This window comes from Novosphingobium sp. MBES04 (assembly GCF_000813185.1).
GTDB lineage: Bacteria > Pseudomonadota > Alphaproteobacteria > Sphingomonadales > Sphingomonadaceae > Novosphingobium > Novosphingobium decolorationis.
This window is the reverse complement of the sequence record NZ_DF850489.1, coordinates 35,157-53,627: the sequence shown is the minus strand read 5'-3', so window position 1 is coordinate 53,627 and position 18,471 is coordinate 35,157. Positions and strand designations below refer to the sequence as shown.

General features: G+C 63.0%; 16 protein-coding genes. 12 read left to right on the top strand and 4 right to left on the bottom strand.

The window, feature by feature from the left end:
* Positions 1 to 109 precede the first annotated feature (109 nt).
* The gene (locus MBENS4_RS14150; RefSeq protein WP_039392557.1) at positions 110 to 1,159 is read left to right on the top strand and encodes a chemotaxis protein CheB; all 1,050 of its coding nucleotides are present in this window, start codon (positions 110 to 112) and stop codon (positions 1,157 to 1,159) included.
* 45 nt (positions 1,160 to 1,204) lie between these two features.
* Here MBENS4_RS14150 and MBENS4_RS14145 read toward each other — a convergent pair whose 3' ends face one another.
* The 3 genes from MBENS4_RS14145 to MBENS4_RS14135 are packed head-to-tail and all read right to left on the bottom strand — an operon-like array spanning position 1,205 to position 5,341.
* Positions 1,205 to 2,761, bottom strand: coding sequence for a DHA2 family efflux MFS transporter permease subunit (locus MBENS4_RS14145; RefSeq protein WP_039392556.1), 1,557 nt, complete (start codon positions 2,759 to 2,761; stop codon positions 1,205 to 1,207).
* On the bottom strand, positions 2,761 to 3,933 hold the full coding sequence (locus MBENS4_RS14140; protein ID WP_039392555.1) for an HlyD family efflux transporter periplasmic adaptor subunit: 1,173 nt from the start codon (positions 3,931 to 3,933) through the stop codon (positions 2,761 to 2,763). The genes MBENS4_RS14145 and MBENS4_RS14140 overlap by 1 nt, the downstream gene beginning before the upstream one ends.
* Positions 3,926 to 5,341 (bottom strand): efflux transporter outer membrane subunit, encoded by a 1,416-nt coding sequence (locus MBENS4_RS14135; protein ID WP_242404950.1) that lies wholly within the window; start codon positions 5,339 to 5,341, stop codon positions 3,926 to 3,928. The genes MBENS4_RS14140 and MBENS4_RS14135 overlap by 8 nt, the downstream gene beginning before the upstream one ends.
* A 108-nt stretch (positions 5,342 to 5,449) precedes the next feature.
* On the opposite strand from MBENS4_RS14135, the gene MBENS4_RS14130 reads away from it, so the two are divergent.
* The 10 genes from MBENS4_RS14130 (at position 5,450) to MBENS4_RS14085 (ending at position 15,447) form a co-directional block, all read left to right on the top strand.
* Positions 5,450 to 6,070: a TetR/AcrR family transcriptional regulator gene (locus MBENS4_RS14130; protein ID WP_039392552.1), complete on the top strand. Its 621-nt coding sequence runs from the start codon at positions 5,450 to 5,452 to the stop codon at positions 6,068 to 6,070.
* A 64-nt stretch (positions 6,071 to 6,134) separates the two neighbouring features.
* Positions 6,135 to 6,626 (top strand): asparaginase domain-containing protein, encoded by a 492-nt coding sequence (locus MBENS4_RS14125; RefSeq protein WP_039392551.1) that lies wholly within the window; start codon positions 6,135 to 6,137, stop codon positions 6,624 to 6,626.
* 170 nt (positions 6,627 to 6,796) lie between these two features.
* The gene (locus MBENS4_RS14120) at positions 6,797 to 8,254 is read left to right on the top strand and encodes a sensor histidine kinase (RefSeq protein WP_242404948.1); all 1,458 of its coding nucleotides are present in this window, start codon (positions 6,797 to 6,799) and stop codon (positions 8,252 to 8,254) included.
* Entirely contained in the window at positions 8,247 to 8,717 is a 471-nt protein-coding gene (locus MBENS4_RS14115) for a response regulator (RefSeq protein ID WP_052322395.1), read from the top strand. Before MBENS4_RS14120 ends, MBENS4_RS14115 begins: the two co-directional genes overlap by 8 nt.
* The gene (locus tag MBENS4_RS14110; RefSeq protein WP_242404947.1) at positions 8,714 to 10,528 is read left to right on the top strand and encodes a putative bifunctional diguanylate cyclase/phosphodiesterase; all 1,815 of its coding nucleotides are present in this window, start codon (positions 8,714 to 8,716) and stop codon (positions 10,526 to 10,528) included. The genes MBENS4_RS14115 and MBENS4_RS14110 overlap by 4 nt, the downstream gene beginning before the upstream one ends.
* A 133-nt stretch (positions 10,529 to 10,661) precedes the next feature.
* A complete protein-coding gene (locus MBENS4_RS14105; protein ID WP_039392550.1) occupies positions 10,662 to 11,069 on the top strand; it encodes a glycine zipper 2TM domain-containing protein in 408 nt (135 codons plus the stop codon).
* Positions 11,070 to 11,378: 309 nt separating this feature from the next.
* Positions 11,379 to 12,137: an SDR family oxidoreductase gene (locus MBENS4_RS14100; RefSeq protein WP_242404946.1), complete on the top strand. Its 759-nt coding sequence runs from the start codon at positions 11,379 to 11,381 to the stop codon at positions 12,135 to 12,137.
* 85 nt (positions 12,138 to 12,222) lie between these two features.
* Positions 12,223 to 13,464, top strand: coding sequence for an SAM-dependent methyltransferase (locus MBENS4_RS14095; RefSeq protein ID WP_039392548.1), 1,242 nt, complete (start codon positions 12,223 to 12,225; stop codon positions 13,462 to 13,464).
* Between the two features lie 127 nt (positions 13,465 to 13,591).
* Positions 13,592 to 14,806, top strand: a complete 1,215-nt coding sequence (locus tag MBENS4_RS14090; protein ID WP_039392546.1) for an argininosuccinate synthase — start codon at positions 13,592 to 13,594, stop codon at positions 14,804 to 14,806.
* Positions 14,807 to 14,940: 134 nt separating this feature from the next.
* Positions 14,941 to 15,447, top strand: coding sequence for a septal ring lytic transglycosylase RlpA family protein (locus tag MBENS4_RS14085; RefSeq protein WP_052322394.1), 507 nt, complete (start codon positions 14,941 to 14,943; stop codon positions 15,445 to 15,447).
* Between the two features lie 368 nt (positions 15,448 to 15,815).
* On the opposite strand, the gene MBENS4_RS14080 is transcribed toward MBENS4_RS14085, so the two are convergent.
* The gene (locus MBENS4_RS14080; protein ID WP_039392542.1) at positions 15,816 to 16,178 is read right to left on the bottom strand and encodes a hypothetical protein; all 363 of its coding nucleotides are present in this window, start codon (positions 16,176 to 16,178) and stop codon (positions 15,816 to 15,818) included.
* Positions 16,179 to 17,192: 1,014 nt separating this feature from the next.
* On the opposite strand from MBENS4_RS14080, the gene MBENS4_RS24825 reads away from it, so the two are divergent.
* Complete coding sequence (locus tag MBENS4_RS24825; RefSeq protein ID WP_084592157.1) at positions 17,193 to 18,410, top strand: ParA family protein; 1,218 nt, start codon at positions 17,193 to 17,195, stop codon at positions 18,408 to 18,410.
* The last annotated feature ends 61 nt before the right edge of the window (positions 18,411 to 18,471 follow it).

Here is an 18,471-nt window from a genome sequence, read left to right as displayed (position 1 = left end):
GCCTCAATCCCCGGCATTTTGCGTAAGGCGCTTAAGGGAAATCGTCGCAGCCATTGACTTACCTCCGTGCCGATCCGGCAATCCGGAAGCACAAGAGAGGTTTCACTCCATGCATGACGCCCGCGTCCTGGTAGTCGACGATTCCGCGGCGATGCGCGCCCTGTTCTGCGATGTCCTGGAGCAATCCAAGAACATCCGCGTCATCGGCACCGCCGCCAATGCCGCCGAAGCACGCGAACAGATCGCCGAGCTCCAGCCGAACGTCGTCACGCTCGATGTCGAAATGCCCGGCATGAGCGGTATCGAATTCCTCGAGGAGATCATGAACGGGGGCAACCCCTTGCCCGTGGTCATGCTCTCCAGCCTGACCCAGAGCGGGACCGAGACCTCGCTCAAGGCCTTCGAACTCGGCGCGGTGGAATGCTTTCCCAAGCCCCTCAAGGCCACCCCGGAACAGTTCGCCAAGACGGTCGGCAAACTGGGCAAGATCGTCCTCGCCGCGGCCAATTCCAACGTACGCGACAAACCCCGCCCCAAGGCCGCGCGCGGCGAGGGCGAGGCGGGCGACGACGGCGGCTACCAGTCCAACGGCATGATCGCGGCCTTTAGCACCTCCATGGGCGGCGTCGATGCCCTCACCGAAGTGCTCGGGCAGTATCCCAAGGCCTGCCCCCCCACCGTCATCATCCTGCAGACCGAACCGATGCTGGCCGAAATGTTCATTGCCAAGGCCGACAAGGACTGCCGGTGCACCGTCGTGGCCGCCACAGATGGTGCCGAACTCAAGCCCGGCACGGTGCACATCGCCTACGATCCCGCCCGACACGTGATTGTCGAACCGGGCACGCCAGCGAAGGTACGCATGGTGGAGCGCGATCCGGTAGGAGGCTTCCGGCCCTCCGCGACGCTACTTTTCGGCTCCCTGTCGCGCGGCAACATGCCCGCTATCGGCGCCGTGCTCACCGGCATGGGCGAGGACGGCGCCAAGGGACTCAAACTGCTCCAGGCGGCCGGCTGCCGCACGCTGGCACAGGACCGCAACACAGCCACCGTCCCGCAGGCTCCCGCCGCCGCCGTCGAGGCCGGGGCGGCAAGCGCGGAACTGGGCCTTGCCGAACTGGCCGCGGACATTCTCACGAACTGCGCAGCCGCCACCTAAAGTAGCCATGCGGCAAGAGACGGCAGACAGCCTGCTACCTTGCGCCTAGTGCCCCGACGCTGGCTTCATTCCGCGCTTGGGCCTGGGGGCGAACCAGATAGCAAAGGCAGCGATCAGAAGCGCGATGGCCGAATACATGGCCACGTGCACCGTTGCCTGCGCCTGGGCCTGCAGGGCCACGACCCGCTCGACTGCGGAACGCGCCATTTCAAGCGGCATTCCCTGCGCCTGCAGCGCCGACATCGTACGGTCCGTGTGGTTCATGCTGGCCACCAGATCGGCACCATCGCTGCGCTCCAGATTCGCCCATAGGGTCGTCACGACCGAGGTCCCGATGGCCCCTGCCAGGGTACGCCCGAAGTTGGAGATACCCGCAGCCGAAGCGGTCTCGTCCGGATCCACGGAAGCCAGGCCAATGGTTGTCAGCGGCACGATCATGAAGGCGACGCCTACGCCCTGGATCAACTGCGGGAAAGCCACCTGCCAGAGCGTGGAATCGGTTGACCAGTACGTGCGCAGGTACGCGCAGAACGCCAGCCATGACACGCCCAGAAACACCAGAAGGCGGGGATCCGCGCGCTGCATGAGCTTGGGCACGATAGGCGATGCGAAGACCGCCAGAACGCCCGCGGGCGCCATCGCGATACCCGCCCAGGTCGCGGTGTATCCCATCCCACCCTGCAGCCACTGCGGCACGATCACCACGGCCGAGAAGTAGGTGGCGAAAGCCAGCGCCAGGGCAAACGTCGAAGCGCTGAACCCGCGGTGCCGGAACACCGCAAGATCGACGATGGGATGCTCTTCGGTCAGTTCCCAGATCACAAAGATCGCGAAGAAGATGACTGCAACGACCGCGAGGATGCAGATCGTGGTGTTGTGGAACCAGTCCCGATCATGCCCGAGATCGAGCATCATCTGGAATGCCCCGACCCAGATCACGAGAAGGGCAAGCCCGACCTTGTCGATCGGCAGGTAGCGCTTGGGCGAAGCTACATCGCGCAGCAGATAGGCAAGCGAGAGGAAGACCGCGACCACAATCGGCACGTTGATCAGGAAGATCCAGCGCCAGTCCCAGTTGTCCGAGATATAGCCGCCCAGGATAGGCCCCGCGATCGGCGCGACAACGACGGTCATCGCCCACATGGCCATTGCCTTGGGATGTGATTCGCGCGGGAAGATCTTGAGCAGCAGCGTCTGCGAGAGCGGCATCAACGGCCCCCCGCACAGCCCCTGCCCCAAGCGGAAGATCAGGAGAACCGTCAGGTTGCCCGAGACACCGCAAAGGGCCGAGAACAGACCAAAGCCAAGGATCGACATCAGGAACATCCGGACCACGCCGAAGCGCCCGGCCAGCCAGCCCGTCAAGGGGACACAGATCGCCTCGGCGACCGCGTAGGTGGTGATCACCCAAGTCCCGCTTTCGGTAGAGACCGCAAGCCCGCCTGCGATATGCGGAACCGAGACATTCGCGATCGTCATGTCCAGCACGACCACGAAGTTCGCCATCGCCAGAACGAAGGCGGTGATCGCCAGCTTGGCGCCGGAGAAGGTCCCGTCCTGCCCGGGCGGTAAAGCCGGCGCGGCGGCAGCGTCCTGTGCCATTACCGCTCGCTCGTCAGGTCGATCTCGGCTTCCATCGAAAGTCCCACGCGCAAGGGGTGGGCCTTCAATTCGTCCTGGTCGAGCTCGATGCGCACAGGAAGACGCTGCACGACCTTGATCCAGTTGCCGGTCGCGTTCTGGGCCGGGATCAACGAGAAGGCTGCGCCCGTCCCGCCCGAGAAACCGACGACCTTGCCGTGATACTCGACATCGCCGCCATAGAAGTCGGAGGTCAGCGTGGCGCTCTGGCCAGCCCGCACCTGCCCCAGTTTATCTTCCTTGAAGTTGGCATCGACATAGAGCTTGTCGACCGGGACGATGACCATCGCGGGCGATCCGTTCTGGATCTTCTGGCCGACCTGGATCGAACGCTGCGCCACGACGCCCGCAATCGGCGCGCGCACGACGGTGCGTTCAAGGTCCAGCTTGGCCGCGTCATAACGGGCTTGGGCAAGCTTGATCTCGGGCGCAGTCTCCACGTCCGTTCCCTTTGTAAGGGCAACCGCGGCCTGCTCCTGCTGGCGCGCGCTGACAGCGCTGGCCTGGGCCTGTTTCAGGGCCGCCCGCGCCTGCTCGAAGGCCGCCTGCGCCGAATCCAGCGCCTGCTTCGCCGAGGTCAGCTCCTCGGTCGACACAGCCCCCGAGCCCGCCAGGGCATTGCGCCGGGTAAAGTCCGAAGTGGCCTTGGTCAGATCGGCGCGTGCCGCCTGGAGATTGGCCCGCGCCGTATCAATCTGCGCCTGGTTGGCATCTGCCGCCGCGGCCAGGGCTTCGTTGTTGGCAAGAGATTGCCCGTACATGCGCTTGGCGCGTTCCAGGTTTGCTTCCGCCTCGGCAAGCGCGATCTTCTGGTCCTTGTCCTCGATGCGGAACAGGAGTTGCCCCTTGCGGACAGGCTGCGTATCCGTGACCAGGACCTCGGTCACGCGGCCCGACGTCAGCGGCGTGACATCGGCGTTTTCGCCAGCCACATAGGCGTTGTCGGTGGAGACCGAGCGGCTGCCGATAAAGAATTCATAGCCGCCCCACAGCACCGCCGCGACGGCCACGACCCCGCCCAGCCCCATGAGAAGCGTCTTGCGCTTGCTCTTGTGGATGACGCTGCCCTTTTCCGGTGCGCCCTCGGCTCCGGCCCCGCTCCCGGCCCCGCCGCCCGTATTCGTGTCAGTCATCGCTATTGGCTTTCTCGTCGTTTTCTTCGGCATAGCCGCCGCCAAGCGCGCGCTTGAGCGCGACATCGCTGGCCAGCGTTGCAAATTGGGCATCAAGCGCGGAGAGGCGCGCATCGAGTTCGGAAGTCTGGCTGGTCAGGACCTCGATGTAGGTGGTGAGCCCCGCCCCGTAGCGCTGCGAGGCGAGACCGAACGCGGCCTCAGCCTCTGTCTCGACGTCCAGGGCGTGCTCACGCTGACGGGATGCGGAATCCCGGCTCGCAATCGCGTCTGCGACTTCCTGCAGAGCCTCGATCACGGTCTTGTTGTAGCTTGCGACCATCGAATCGTACCCGGCCCGCGCCACGCGGTAGCGACCAGACAGGGCGCCCCCCTGGAAGATTGGCAGGCTGACCGCCGCCCCCGCGCTGCCGTAATCCGAACCGTCGTTGAACAGATTGGAGATCCCGAGCGAGGTCAGACCGATCAGGCCTCCAAGGGATACGTCGGGCAGGAACGACTTGCGGGCATATTCCGTGCCGCTCTGCGAAGCCTCGACAATACGGCGCGCCGCGACGATGTCCGGTCTGCGGCCGGCAAGAGCGATACCCGCATCTGCCGGCACGCGCGTCATCGCGATACGCTCGAGGGGGGCCGGGACAAGATCGTGCGTCCGATCCGGTCCCGCCCCCAGAAGGGCCGCGAGCGCGTGGCGCCGCCTGGCGATCTGCTCACGGTTGGCGACGATCAGCCCTCGCGCGCGGGCCACCTCGGCCCGCGCCTGGCGCAGTGGGACCTCGTTCTCCAGTCCTTGTTCAAACCGCTTGGCCGTCAGCTCCTCGGAGCTTTCGCGCACCTTCAGCGCTTCCTCGAGGACTTTCTCGCGCTCCAGCAGGCGTGCAAGGTCGAAATAGGACGAGGCGATTTCGCTGGTCAGGACGAGTTCCGCCTGCCGCACTTCGGCAAGGGCCGCCTCCGTGGCCGAGGTGGCGGCCGCAAGGAGCGCGCGGTTCTTGCCCCAGATATCCAGATTCCAGTTCGCGGACAGGGCCAGGGTCCCATAGTCTTCCCAGCCCTGCGGAAGGGCGGATGCCGGGGTCCCATTGTTGTAGCTCTGCTTGGCGAATTCGCCCGAGCCTTGCGCACCGAGCGAGGGCAACACGCTCGAACGTGATGCCTGGAGCGCACCGCGCGCCTGGCGCACGCGTGCAATCGCGGAAGCCAGATCCGGCGAATCCGTAAGGGCTGCCTCGATCAGCGCATCCAGTTGCGGGTCATTATAGCCCCGCCACCACTGGGACGGCGGCCATTCCTCGCCCTGTCCGGCAGCCGCGATCGACCGCTCCATCTCGAACGAGGATAGCGCCCGAATCTCGGGCTTGGGCCCCAGGTCCGGGGCACATCCGGCAAGCGAAATCGTGGCAGCCAAGAGGGTACTTGCTGCGACTCGTGAGGGAAATATCGTACTCATCAGTACACTTTTTATCGTTGCATCGCTTGCAAGAGTCAACGGAAAAGTGTACTGCCAAGTTTAGTTATGGATCAGAACATTGGGAAACGGGAGCGCAACAAGGCGCGCAAGCGGGCTGAGATCGTGGAGGCGGCCCGCGAATCCTTCCTCGAGCAGGGATACGCCGCGACAAGCATGAGCGCCGTTGCCGATGCCCTGAGTTGCTCGAAAGCGACCATGTGGTCGCATTTCGCCTCGAAGGAGGAGCTGTTCGCCGCCGTCATCGACGACCTGGTAGGACAATTTTCCCAGGAAATCGATGAAGTTCTCACTCGCCAGATCTTCTCGTGCCCGGCGCTGCGCCGGGCGTGCCTGCGGTTTCTCGACTGTCTTCTCACGGAGCATTCGATCCGCCTCTTCCGGCTTGTGCTGAGCGAGGGCGAACGCTTCCCCGAAATCAACGAGATGTTCTACACCCGGGGCCCCGCAAAGGTTAGGCGCGAGGTCCATCGCTTCTTCGCCACTGCGTTTTGCGAAGACGATGCCCAGCGCCTCACCACCGTGGTCACCTGGGCTATGACAGGATTTCGCACCGACATTCTGCTGCGCCCGGTAAAGCCCGATGGCGCGGAATGCGAAGCCTTCGTCGACGATCTCATCGCCTCGATCGACTGGGACCGGCTGAGCCCCCGCCAGTCCAACACCTGAAGCTCGCGGGACAACTGGGGCCGGGTGCTTTTTTGACAGCAGCAAGGCTGCTAGAGCTACAGGCATGAACCACTCCCCCATTCTCGTCGTCACGACCGGCGGTACGATCGACAAACACTATTTCGACGCCCTCAGCGAATACCAGATCACCGAAAGCGTGATGGGAAAGCTGCTCGAAACAGCGCGGGTCGCGCATCCGTTCCGTGTCGTGGAGCTGCTGCGCAAGGACAGCCTGGAACTCACCGAGGAAGACCGCGACCTGATCGCCCAGACGATCGGTGCAGCTCCCGAGACGCGGATCGTGCTTACCCATGGCACCGACACCATGACCGAGACCGCGCAGGCGCTCGCCGGTATTAAGGACAAGACGATTGTCCTGTGCGGTGCCCTCACCCCGGCCAGGTTCGCTGAGAGCGATGCCGCGTTCAATCTCGGCATGGCCTTCGCCACGGCGCAGACCGCCGCGCCCGGCGTCTGGATCACCATGAGCGGCACTGTCTTCAACGGCCTGCAAGTGCGCAAGGACCGCGAGGCGGGCAAGTTCGTCGACATCTGAGCCCCTTCCCGGATTTGAGGCAATCCGCCTAGGCAGGTTCCACAGGTTCCGGCTTCGTGACTTCCCAACCAGTTGCCCCTTAGCCTGAGCGCTCTCCCGACACCTGCAGGTACCTGGCCTCGTGCCTGACCCGCGCGGGGAGACGAGAGAGCTTTCGCAAGGGGGCAGGCGTGACAACGACGATTTCCTGCGGGCATGAACTTCCGGGCGCCCTGCTCTATGCCCCCATTGGCGCCCTGATCATTGAGCGCACGGGCCTGATTTCCGGAGCCAACGTCAGCGCCGCGAATCTTCTGGGCGAGTCCGATCCCGAGCCGCTGCGCCATTCGCTGATCTATACCTGGCTCAAGGAAAGCGACGCGGAAACCCTGCGGCACATGGTCGACGTCCACTTTCAGGCCCCGGTCGAAACACGTGCGGGCTGGACCCGACGCATGACGATTCCCAGCGGCGACGGCTCCGAACGTCCGGTGGAACTGACGCTGTCCCCCTTCCCCGAGTATCCAGAGGCCAATGCCATTGTGTTCGTGCGCAGTCTCGAACGCATCATGACCGCCGAACGGCGCTTCGCCCAGATATTCGAGAACCTTCCTGTGGGCCTTCTCGTCGTCGACAGCCGTCAACGTATCGTCAAGGCGAACCGGACGCTCGGTGCCGATTTCGGCTATTCCCGGGAAGAGTTGATCGGCCAGTCGCTGGCCATGCTGATCCCCGAACGCTATCGCGCGGCACATCGCGACCATCTCCAAGGCTATGTACAGAGCCCCAGTTCGCGGATGATGGGTGTGGGACGAGACCTCACCGGGCTGCATCGCTCAGGGCAGGAGTTCCCGATCGAGATCGCTCTGACCCGCCACGAGAACGCCAGCCAGCCGCTGTACATGGCCATCGTCACCGACATCACGCATCGCAAGCGCTCTGAAGTCGCCATGCAGCAGACCAACGCCCAGCTGGAAGAATTCACGTATGTCGCCAGCCACGACTTGCGCTCCCCCTTGCGGGGTATCGCCGACCTCGTCAGCTGGATTCGCGAAGACCTCGAGGGCCAGGAACTTCCCCCCGACGTGACGCGCAATTTCGAACGCGTCGCAATCCGGATCGAACGTGCCGAACAGATGATCGACGACCTCTTGAACTACGCCCGTATCGGGGTACGCGACCCGCAGCTTGAAACTCTCCAGCCCCGTGACCTGATCGACGAAGTCCTTGCGACAAGCAACATTCCGGCAAGCTTCTCACTGGACATCGACGTGGAAGCGGGCCCGCTGAAGGCCGCCCGCGCGCCCCTGTCCGCCTCGCTGCGCAACCTGCTCAGCAATGCGGTCAAGCACCACGGCTCGCCAGTCGGACGCATCCGCGTTCAAGTCACCGAGGATGGACGCTTCACCGTCTTCACCGTCGAGGATGACGGACAGGGAATCCCCTCTGGGAACGAAGAACGCATTTTCAAACTCTTCCACCGAGGATCGACCCGGGTGGAAGGCGACGGCGTCGGCCTTGCCTTCACCCGACGCATGATCAACGCGAACGGCGGCATGATCAGCGTCACACCGCACGGTGAGATGGGAGGCGCCCGCTTCGATATCTACTGGCCACGCATTCTGCTTCGGGAATTCAAGGATGGTTGAAACGCCACCGGACATTCAGACACCATCGGACCTCGTCGAATGCACCGTCCTTATCGTCGATGACGACGATGTGGCCATCGAGGGTGTGCTCCGCTCCTTCCGGCGGCACGACGTGACCTGCCCGACCCTGACGGCCGGCGACGGCCGCGAGGCCCTCGCTATCTTGCGCGGGGACCATCCCACCAAACACATATCACCTCCCTACATCATCCTTCTCGACCTCAACATGCCGGACATGGACGGCTTCCAGTTCCTTCAGGCCTTGCGTAACGATCCAGCCTTGCAACGTAGCGTCGTGTTCGTCCTGAGCACGTCGGCCCGCGATCAGGACATGCGCCGAGCCTACGACGAACATGTGGCTGGCTACATGGTAAAGTCTGCCGTGGGCCCCCAGTTCGCCCGACTGGCCGATTTCATTCGCAAGTACACCGGCACCCAGAATCTCCCGCGAGACGCCTTATGACCAAGGACATGCACCGCTCCCCGCACGATCACCCCGGCTCCGGTGACGAGGACCTTCTGGAGGTTCTCATCGTCGATGACGACGATGTCGATCGCGAAAAGCTCTCCCGCATGCTGCATCGCACAGCCTGGAACGTGCACGTCGAAGAGGCCGCTTCGCGCTGCGAGGCGCTGGAACTGATCCGCAACCCGGATAGCCGTTTCGACATCGTGTTCCTGGATTTCGGCCTTTCCGACGGAGACGGCCGCGAGCTGCTCCCGGCCATTCGCGAAGAACTGGATCCGGACTGCCCCATCATCGCCGTCACCGGCCACGGCAGCGCCGAGATCGCTGCGGATTCGATCAAGCAGGGCATGACCGAATTTCTCACCAAGCGCATGCTCTCGGCCGAGAATGTCGCCGCCTCGATCAAGGAGGGTATCGCCTGGCGGCAGGATCGCAAGGCCGTGCGCCAGGCCGAGGCGGAACTGACCCACAAGAGCCTGCACGACCCTCTCACCGACCTGCCCAACCGCACGCTTTTCTTCGACCGCCTGACCCAGGCCTGCGCACGGGCCCGCCGCAGCGGCGACAGTTTCGCGGTCGTGATGGTGGATCTCGACCGGTTCAAGGAAATCAACGACAGTCTCGGCCATGCCGCGGGAGACGTGGTGCTGCAGACGGTCGCGCGCCGGCTGCGCGCCCATTTGCGCGAAGTTGACACCGTCGCCCGCCTTGGCGGTGACGAATTCGCCATCATCCTGGAGTCCATCGCCACGGTGGATGCGGCCACGGCAATGGGCGAGAAGATCAATCAGTTGATCGAACAACCCGTTCTTCACGACAACCGTGTCCTCTACGTCGGAGCCTCTCTGGGCATGGCCCTGTGCCCACAGCTCAGTTTCTCGCCCACGGCCCTTCTCTCGGCCGCGGACAGCGCCATGTACAAGGCCAAGGCTGGCGTCGAGAAAACATGCGTGGCGCGCAGCCAGGAGCTTCAGGACCCCGACGAACTCGATCACAAGGGGCTCCTTGACGAGTTGGCCGAAGCCATCGCGGCGCGCGAAATCCAGTGGCACTGGCAGCCCAAGATCGACCTGCTCCACGCCCGGGTCATCGGCTTCGAGGCCTTGGTCCGCTGGGTTCCGCACGACAGTGGCGATGTCTCTCCCGAACAGCTTATCCGGGTCGTTGAACAATCCCCCCTGATCGAACCTTTCACGATCCTGTGTCTGGACACGGTGCTTGGCCAGTTTGCGACGGTCCACGAAGCCTGGCCGGACACCAGTATCTCCATCAACGTCTCCGCGCGCATGCTGGAGCGCCCCAGTTTCGTCGAGAATGTGCTGAGAAGCATTTCCATGCATCAGATCAATCCGGAGCGCGTGATCCTGGAATTGACGGAAACCGCGCTCATCGCCCACCCCGCGCAAGCCCGGCGTGTCGTCGAGAAACTCCACCACGAAGGCGTGCGCCTTTCCATCGACGACTTCGGCGCCGGGTTTACATCGTTCGGTTATCTCCGGGACTTCACGATCGATGAGATCAAGATCGATCGCTCCTTCATATCGCGCTGCACCCAAAGCTCCTTTGACCAATCGCTGATCACGTCCCTCGTGGTCCTGTGCAACAGCCTGGGCATCAGTCTTGTTGCCGAAGGGATCGAAGACGAATCCGTGCGCGCACTTCTGGTTACGCTGGGGTGCCCCTTCGGCCAGGGCTACGGCATCAGCCGTCCGCTCCCCTTCGACCACCTGCAAAGCTGGGTGGCCAAATGGAACTCCAGCCCCCATGCCCTTCCCACTTATGGGCCGGAAGCTCGTCTGCAATAGCAACCGCCGACCGACATCTTGAACAGTGTCCCTGCGGCAGGTGTTCCAGCGTTCATCCCCGATCCGGTTCATGTGAGGTTCGCCCCGCTTCAGGCAAGGCATGGCCAAGCATATCGAATCAAGGATACTCGAGATGAAACATCCGCTTATGGGCCTCGTCCTCGCGCTTGCCGGAGCAAGCCTGCTCCCAACGGCCGCTTTCGCCGATCCCCCGCGCCATGCACCGGCCCATGGCTACCGCAACAAGCACCACCGCGACTACCGTCACGATGACCGGCGCGGCCTTTACGATGCGCGCGGACGCTACCGTTCGCCTCGACGTATCAGCCGCAATTCCCATGTCTGGCGCGGTCGCGATGGACGCTACTACTGCCGCCGCGACAACGGGACGACCGGGCTCATCATCGGTGCGGGTGTCGGCGCCCTGGCCGGACACGAGTTGGCCGGTCGCGGCGACCGCACGCTGGGCACCATTCTGGGCGGCGTCCTTGGCGGCGCGCTCGGCCGCGAAATCGACAAGGGCGATATCCGCTGCCGCTGATGGCGTTGATTTTCCGCTGAGATTTTTACCGCGCCGCGACGGAGCTGCAAGAGTTCCGCCGCGGCGCGCATAGGGTTGGCTTTTCCGGGCCTCGGGCACCCCGGGGCCGGATCGCCCGCAACCTTTTCCTGCACCGGCCTTGCCGCTTTCCACACGCCAGCCCCCTTCCCTCGTCCGACATGTTATGCTCCTATAGAGCACGATGCGTCTCTCCTTGTGCCACATACCCTATTGGACTTCCTCGGTTAGCGTCCCTGCCAGCCCCGACAACGCGCCCTCTCGGGTGCTTCCTTGCGCGGACCACGGCGCGTGAGCGGCAACACCCGGACTGTCCTGATTACAGGAGGCGCCAGGCGTATCGGAGCCCATCTCGCCCGCGCCTTCGGTTCGGAAGGGTGGCATGTCGCCATCCACTTCGGAAATTCACGTAAGGAAGCCGAAGCGCTCGCCGACGAGTTGCCGTCTGCAGAAACCGTCTCCTGCGACCTCGATGACTGGGAGGCGGGCCCCGCCATGGTCCGCGAACTCGCCGAACGTCGCGCAGATTGGCGCCTGCTCGTGAACTGCGCGGCCGTTTTCGAGTACGACGATGCAACGGGCCTCCAGCCCGACACGTTCGAGGCCGCGATGCAGGTCAATGCCGGGACGCCTGCCCGCATGGCGCAAGCCTTTTTTGCCCATGCCCGCACACCGTCTGGCCGTCGCCTGATCCAGGTCACGGATCAGAAGCTGCGCAATCCCAATCCCGATTTCTTCTCCTACACGATGAGCAAGCACGCGCTTGCGGCGACGATCCCTATGCTTTCCATGGCGCGGTCGCGGCCACAGGACCGGGTCTATGGCCTGGCCCCCGGGGCCATCCTTGCAAGTCACGACCAGACCGAGGACGAGACCGAGATCTCGCACCGCATGAACCTGCTGCGCCGAAAGACCTCGCCCGACGACATCGTGCGTACCGCACTCTTCCTGGCAGAAGGCCCGCTTGCCAGTGGCGAGACCGTCTATGTCGATTCCGGGCAACATCTTGTCCCCCAGCCCCGAGATGTCCTCTTTCTGGCACGAACCTGAAACAATCCCGGAGTAGGCGCGCTACGCGCCTGTTGCTTTGCCCCCCCACAATTCTTCTTTTTCAAACTAGTGACGACTGGATACGATGGCCATTCTAGACAAGTTCCTCGAAAGTGGCGTGCGCCACGGCACCCTCGAAGTCTCGCGTCCCGATGGCTCGAAGACCCGTTTCGGTACGCCGACCGAAGGCTATCCCAACGTCCGTGTGCGCTTTACCGACAAGGCCGGCGAACGCCGCATCCTGACCGACCCGCGCATCGGCGCGGCCGAGGCCTACATGGATGGGCAGCTCGTTCTTGAAGAGGGCGACATCATGGAGCTCGTCCAGCTGCTGCGCCAGAACGCACCGTGGGATCGCGGCGGCGAGGTCAAGGAGAAGACCGCGCTCAAGCTTGCCACGGACAAGGCCGTCACCCTCATCGACGGCATCAACCGGGCCACCAGCGCCAAGAAGAACATTGCCCATCACTACGACATCGGCAATGAACTCTACAAACTCTTCCTCGATCTCGAGCACATGCAGTATTCGTGCGCCTACTGGCCCGAGGACGGCATGACGCTGGAACAGGCGCAGACGGCCAAGCTGGCCCACATCGCGGCCAAGCTGGCGATCGAGCCGGGCCAGCGCGTGCTCGACATCGGCTGCGGCTGGGGCGGCATGGCGATCTATCTTGCCAAGCACTACGACGTGAAGGTCCACGGCATCACGCTCAGCGAAGAGCAGATCGAACTCGCCAAGGTCCGCGCCGAAGAAGCCGGCGTCAGCGACAAGGTCACCTTCGAGCTCGTCGACTACCGCGCCATGCCCAAGCGCGGCGACAAGTTCGATCGCATCGTTTCGGTCGGGATGTTCGAGCACGTCGGCCAGGCCCAGTTCAAGCAGTTCTTCAAGTCCACCGCCGAACTCCTCACCGACGAGGGCGTGATGCTGCTCCACACCATCGGCCGTATGGGCGGGCCCGGCACCACCGATGCCTTCACCCGCAAGTACATCTTCCCCGGCGGCTACATCCCGGCGCTGAGCGAGACGGTCGCCGCCAGCGAGAAGTTCCGCCTCATCGCCTCCGACGTCGAGAACCTGCGCCTGCACTACGCCTTCACCCTGCGCGAGTGGTACAAGCGCTGCGTTGCGAACAAGGAGGCCATCATCGCCCTGATGGATGAGCGCTTCTACCGCATGTGGATCTTCTACCTGGCCGGGGCCACCGCCGCGTTCGAGAGCGGATCGATGTGCAACTACCAGATCCAGTACACCCGCCTTCGCCGCACGCTGCCGCTGACCCGCGACTACATGAGCGCCGCCGAAAGCGCGCTGCGTCGCCGCTGAGCGGGCAAAGCCGTCCCTGCGGTGAGCTGCGCAACACCATTGCGCAGCTCACCGTTGCACACTTCGGCGGGTGCTGTTAGGCGCGCGTCCCGAAGAAGCGCATTTTCTCGCGGAGAACACGGCACCCATGTCCGACATCAAGAAGGTCGTTCTCGCCTATTCGGGCGGTCTCGACACCAGCGTCATCCTGAAGTGGCTTCAGGTCACCTACAACTGCGAAGTCGTGACCTTCACGGCCGACCTTGGCCAGGGCGAGGAGCTCGAGCCCGCACGCGCCAAGGCCAAGCTGATGGGCCTGCCCGACGAGAACATCTACATCGACGACCTGCGCGAGGAATTCGTGCGCGACTTCGTCTTCCCGATGTTCCGCGCCAACGCCCGCTACGAGGGTGACTACCTGCTGGGCACCTCGATCGCCCGCCCGCTGATTTCCAAGCGCCTCATCGAGATCGCCAAGGAAACCGGCGCCGACGCCATCGCCCACGGCGCGACCGGCAAGGGCAACGACCAGGTCCGCTTCGAGCTGTCGGCCTACGCGCTCGATCCCGCGATCAAGGTCATCGCCCCCTGGCGCGAGTGGGACCTCAACAGCCGCACCGCGCTCATCGCCTGGGCCGAGCAGCACCAGATCCCCGTTCCCAAGGACAAGCGCGGCGAGAGCCCGTTCTCGACCGACGCGAACCTCCTGCACACCTCTTCGGAAGGCAAGGTCCTCGAGGATCCCTGGGAAGAGACCCCGGATTACGTCTACTCGCGCACGGTGAACCCCGAGGACGCGCCCGACGCGCCGGAATACATCACCATCGACTTCGCCAAGGGTGACGGCGTCGCGCTCAACGGCGACGCCATGTCGCCCGCCACGCTGCTGACCGCGCTCAACGAGCTTGGCCGCAAGCACGGCATCGGCCGCCTCGACCTCGTCGAGAACCGCTTTGTCGGCATGAAGTCGCGCGGCATGTACGAGACCCCGGGTGGCACGATCTACGCCGCGGCCCATCGCGGCATCGAGCAGATCACGCTCGACCGCGGCGCCGCCCACCTCAAGGACGAGCTCATGCCCAAGTACGCCGAGCTCATCTACAACGGCTTCTGGTTCTGCCCCGAGCGCGAGATGCTCCAGGCCGCCATCGACCACAGCCAGGAAAAGGTCGACGGCACCGTCCGCCTCAAGCTCTACAAGGGCTCGGTTTCGGTCGTCGGGCGCAAGTCGGCGAACTCGCTCTACTCCGAACGCCACGTCACCTTCGAGGACGATGCGGGCGCTTACGACCAGAAGGACGCCGCCGGCTTCATCAAGCTCAACGCGCTCCGTCTGCGACTCCTGGCCCAGCGCGACCGGTAATCGTTCGTCGCAATCCAGCCAAGATTCAGGGCGGCCCGTTGCCATCGCGCGACGGGCCGCTTTTTATGGAGTCCCATCCTTGACGCTTCGCGGGTAGAAGCCCTTCCATCGTCAACGGCCCAGCGGGGTAGGTTTTGCAAGTTTCACGCTTCGGATTGCTGGCAGGTATTGCCGCCTCGGTCACGCTCCCGCTCGCCGGGCCCGTCCACGCCGATGCCGGGGCTGCCCCCATCGAAGCTGTTGCGGCCGTCGCCGCAGTTGAGCCCGCACCCGCCATGATCGCGCAGCCTGTCGTGCAGGCGCTCCCGGCCGCGCCGGAAGTCATGGAAGACGCCTTCGAAACGATCGGCTCGGGCGTTGCCAGCTACTACGGCGTGAAGTTCGCCGGTCGCCGCACCGCCAGCGGCGCCATCTTCGATCCCGAGGAACTGACCGCCGCGCACCCCAGCCTGCCCTTCGGCACGCAGGTCCAGGTCACCAATCCGAGCAACGGCGAAAGCGTCGTCGTCACCATCACGGATCGCGGGCCCTACCACGGCAACCGCATCATCGATCTGTCGAAAGCTGCCGCACGCGAAATCGGCATCATGCGTCGTGGCTCGGGAACGGTCGAACTCGCCGTCCTCGCTCAGGAAAGCTGAGCCACTCTCCCCTCCGACATCACCTCGCTGCGACCCGAGGCCTGCCCTGAAACCCTGAAAAAGGGTCGGACCGGCGCAGTCTGGAGGGGGTGGGGGGGGACTGACTGCGCCGGCCTTCACTAGCGATAACCGCACTCCCCGAATTGCGTTCCCGGCCCGCGCCACTTTTTTCAAAAAATTTTCGCAAGCCCGATTCCGCCCATTGCGAGGGGTCCGAAGGTGACACGGTTGACACCCTCCAGAGGGCACTGTCACCCGCCTCCCCGGCGCCGCCCGGAGGCGCGCCGACCAGCGCATCCACCCGCCCGCACGAGGCCGCGAGCCAGCCGTCCCACTGCGCCCCGCACAGCGCCTGAGCCCCGGGCCAGTCAAAGCCGCAGGCGTCCTCCCCCCGGCGCATCCCCGGTATCCCCCGGATCCTCGGCGCGCGCCGCGTACCATTCGTCCTCGACCACCCGGCACATCGCTTCCGAGCCCTGCGCCACGAAATCCTCGCGCCCCCGCGGCAGCACCGGCGAGACCGCGTCATAGTTCGCCCGGTCCTCCACCATGTCCGCCTCGGGCATGAGCCCCGAGACCAGCGCCAGCACCTCGTCGAACCGCTCCGCCAGATCGGAGACAGAGTCCGCCCCCAGGACCTCCCCCGCCTGCCGGTCGAGCGCCCCAGGTGCGCCAGCAACAGCCGCGAGTCGAACCGACGCCGCACCCCCACCAGCTCGCCCCGGAACCACACGCTCTCCTCCACGCCCTCCAGCGCGCGCGAGGCCAGCACCTCCTCGGCATGCTGGCGCGCCAGCACCAGAGCCCCGGCCCACCCCGCCGCAAACACCCGGTCCCGCCGCCGCAGCACATAGGCCGACTGGCGACTCATCCCCACCAGTGCACAAGCCCCGCGCACATCCCCCCCGCTCGGCAAGCGCGTGCAGGAACCGGACCTTGCGGCCCGCGTCCCAGCGTCCGTTCGGTGGAGTTTCGGGAGTGAAGAAGAAGAAGAAGAAGAAGAGGAAGAGGAAATGCGAGGGCCATCGCCCTCGCGCTCCCCAACCATCCGCGCAGCGAAGGACGCAGGCCGAGCACCCTCCCCCGGCAAGCCGATATCCCGGTCACACGGTATCCACCCCCGCCCAAACCGCGTGGACGACGACGCCGCCTGCCCCGCACACGACGACGATCCCGAAAAAGCCTGCACACTGTCGGTCATGGTCCACCCTTCCGATGCTCTCGAAAAGCCAATCCGGCACGGAGAAACCCTCAACGCACCGGGGTGAACCAGATCATGTATCCCATGTTCAGGGATGTAGGAAAGTTGCTTGGACGCGAAACAGAGCCAAAGCCTGCATCGGAAAGAAGAACGGAAAGCCCATGCGAGGGCCATCGCCCTCGCGCTCCCGGAATTGGAGAGGGGTGTCTTGGTTCAATGGCAGTCCTCTCCCGCTACTGCCCGATCTCCTAAAGTACACAACCCACAGTGCGCCCATCCACGACCTTCCACGCTCGTGGCAACGGTCCGGGATGCCGACAGACCGTTTTCATTCGACCAGATCCGCCAGAGGATGCGAGTGATAAACGGACCCGCAGGCTCTAGGCTTCGAGAGGGCGATTGCAGCCTAGCGTCACAAGTGCCGTACGCATTTGTTTGTCATCAGTGTGATTACGACTCCATGAAGCCCTTGTGCCGGTTACGCACAGCCGCCTTGACAACAGTGTGCGCATCACGCACAGACTTGGGCAAGGGAGAATTTCTCATGTTAATCGGCATAGCTGAAATTGCCCGCATGGCTGGCGTTTCGACATCGGCAGTAGGGAATTGGCGCCGAAGGCATGCTGACTTTCCGCAAGCAGCGCAAGAATTGTCTGCAGGGCCCGTTTTTCATTCTGATTCGGTTGCGATGTGGCTGAAGGCAAGGAGTGGCAAAGTGACGATCACGATATCTCTTTTTAACAATAAGGGCGGCGTCGGAAAGACGACAACTGTATGGAATTTGGCTACAAGTTTAGCCAGCAAGGGAAAGAAGGTCTTACTTATTGACTTCGATCCGCAATGCAATTTGTCCATCGCAGCTTTAGGAAGTGAAGAATTCGAACAGCTACTAAAGCCAACCGAGGAAAGGGAATTTGGCTCCACTATTCGGTCATTCGTGCTTCCATTTATTCAGCAGAGTCGTCGGGGAATCCCCCATTTGGCGCAGCCAAAATTCGTCGATGGCCACCAGTTTGACCTAATTCCTGGTGATTTTTGGCTGAACGCATTTTCCGACATTTTGAATGTCGGCACTGACGTGATCGGCGGCTCCGGCCTTTATCGCTTCCTTACCCCCAGTCTGATTGCTGACGCGGGGGTTCGTGACGGTGAAACACCGTATGATTTCGTCCTGATCGATCTCCCACCATCATTTGGCTCTATCGTTCGATCTGCTCTTTATTCGTCAGATTATTTTCTTGTCCCATGCACCGCCGACCGCTTTTCCGCATATTGCGTGGGCCTCATCGGTGAAGTTCTTCCTATCTTTGCCGACGATTGGGAGCAGGGCGTCAAAAGGTATTCTAGGACTAACCCTGGAGATACTTATGTATCATGCAAAGGAAAGCCAAAGTTTGGCGGATGGATATTCAATGGGTTTGATACAAGGAAAGGCAAAAAGCTCGGCGCCGACAATGCTCAATTTGAGCAAGTAAAAGCATCCGTAAAGAATAATTTAATAGCACCTTTGAGTGAAGTAGAAATATATTCCCCGATACCGGATTTTATATCAGAGGAGCCATGCGCCGAAATTGAAGACATGAATGTTATGGCTCCTTACAGTCTCCAGCAAAATGTGCCTATAAAATTCCTATCAACTGTCAATCCAACCCGTGAGAACTACGCAAAGGGTCGATGGGCGCCCAATCAAATAGAGCTTATGAAGAAAATTGATGAAGAGTACGATAAGTTGGCTGACTACATAATTAAATATTTCGTGTGAGAGGTATTTTGCCAGCATCTTAATAGTCATTTTGCGGCGAACATTGATGTTCGCCGCAAAA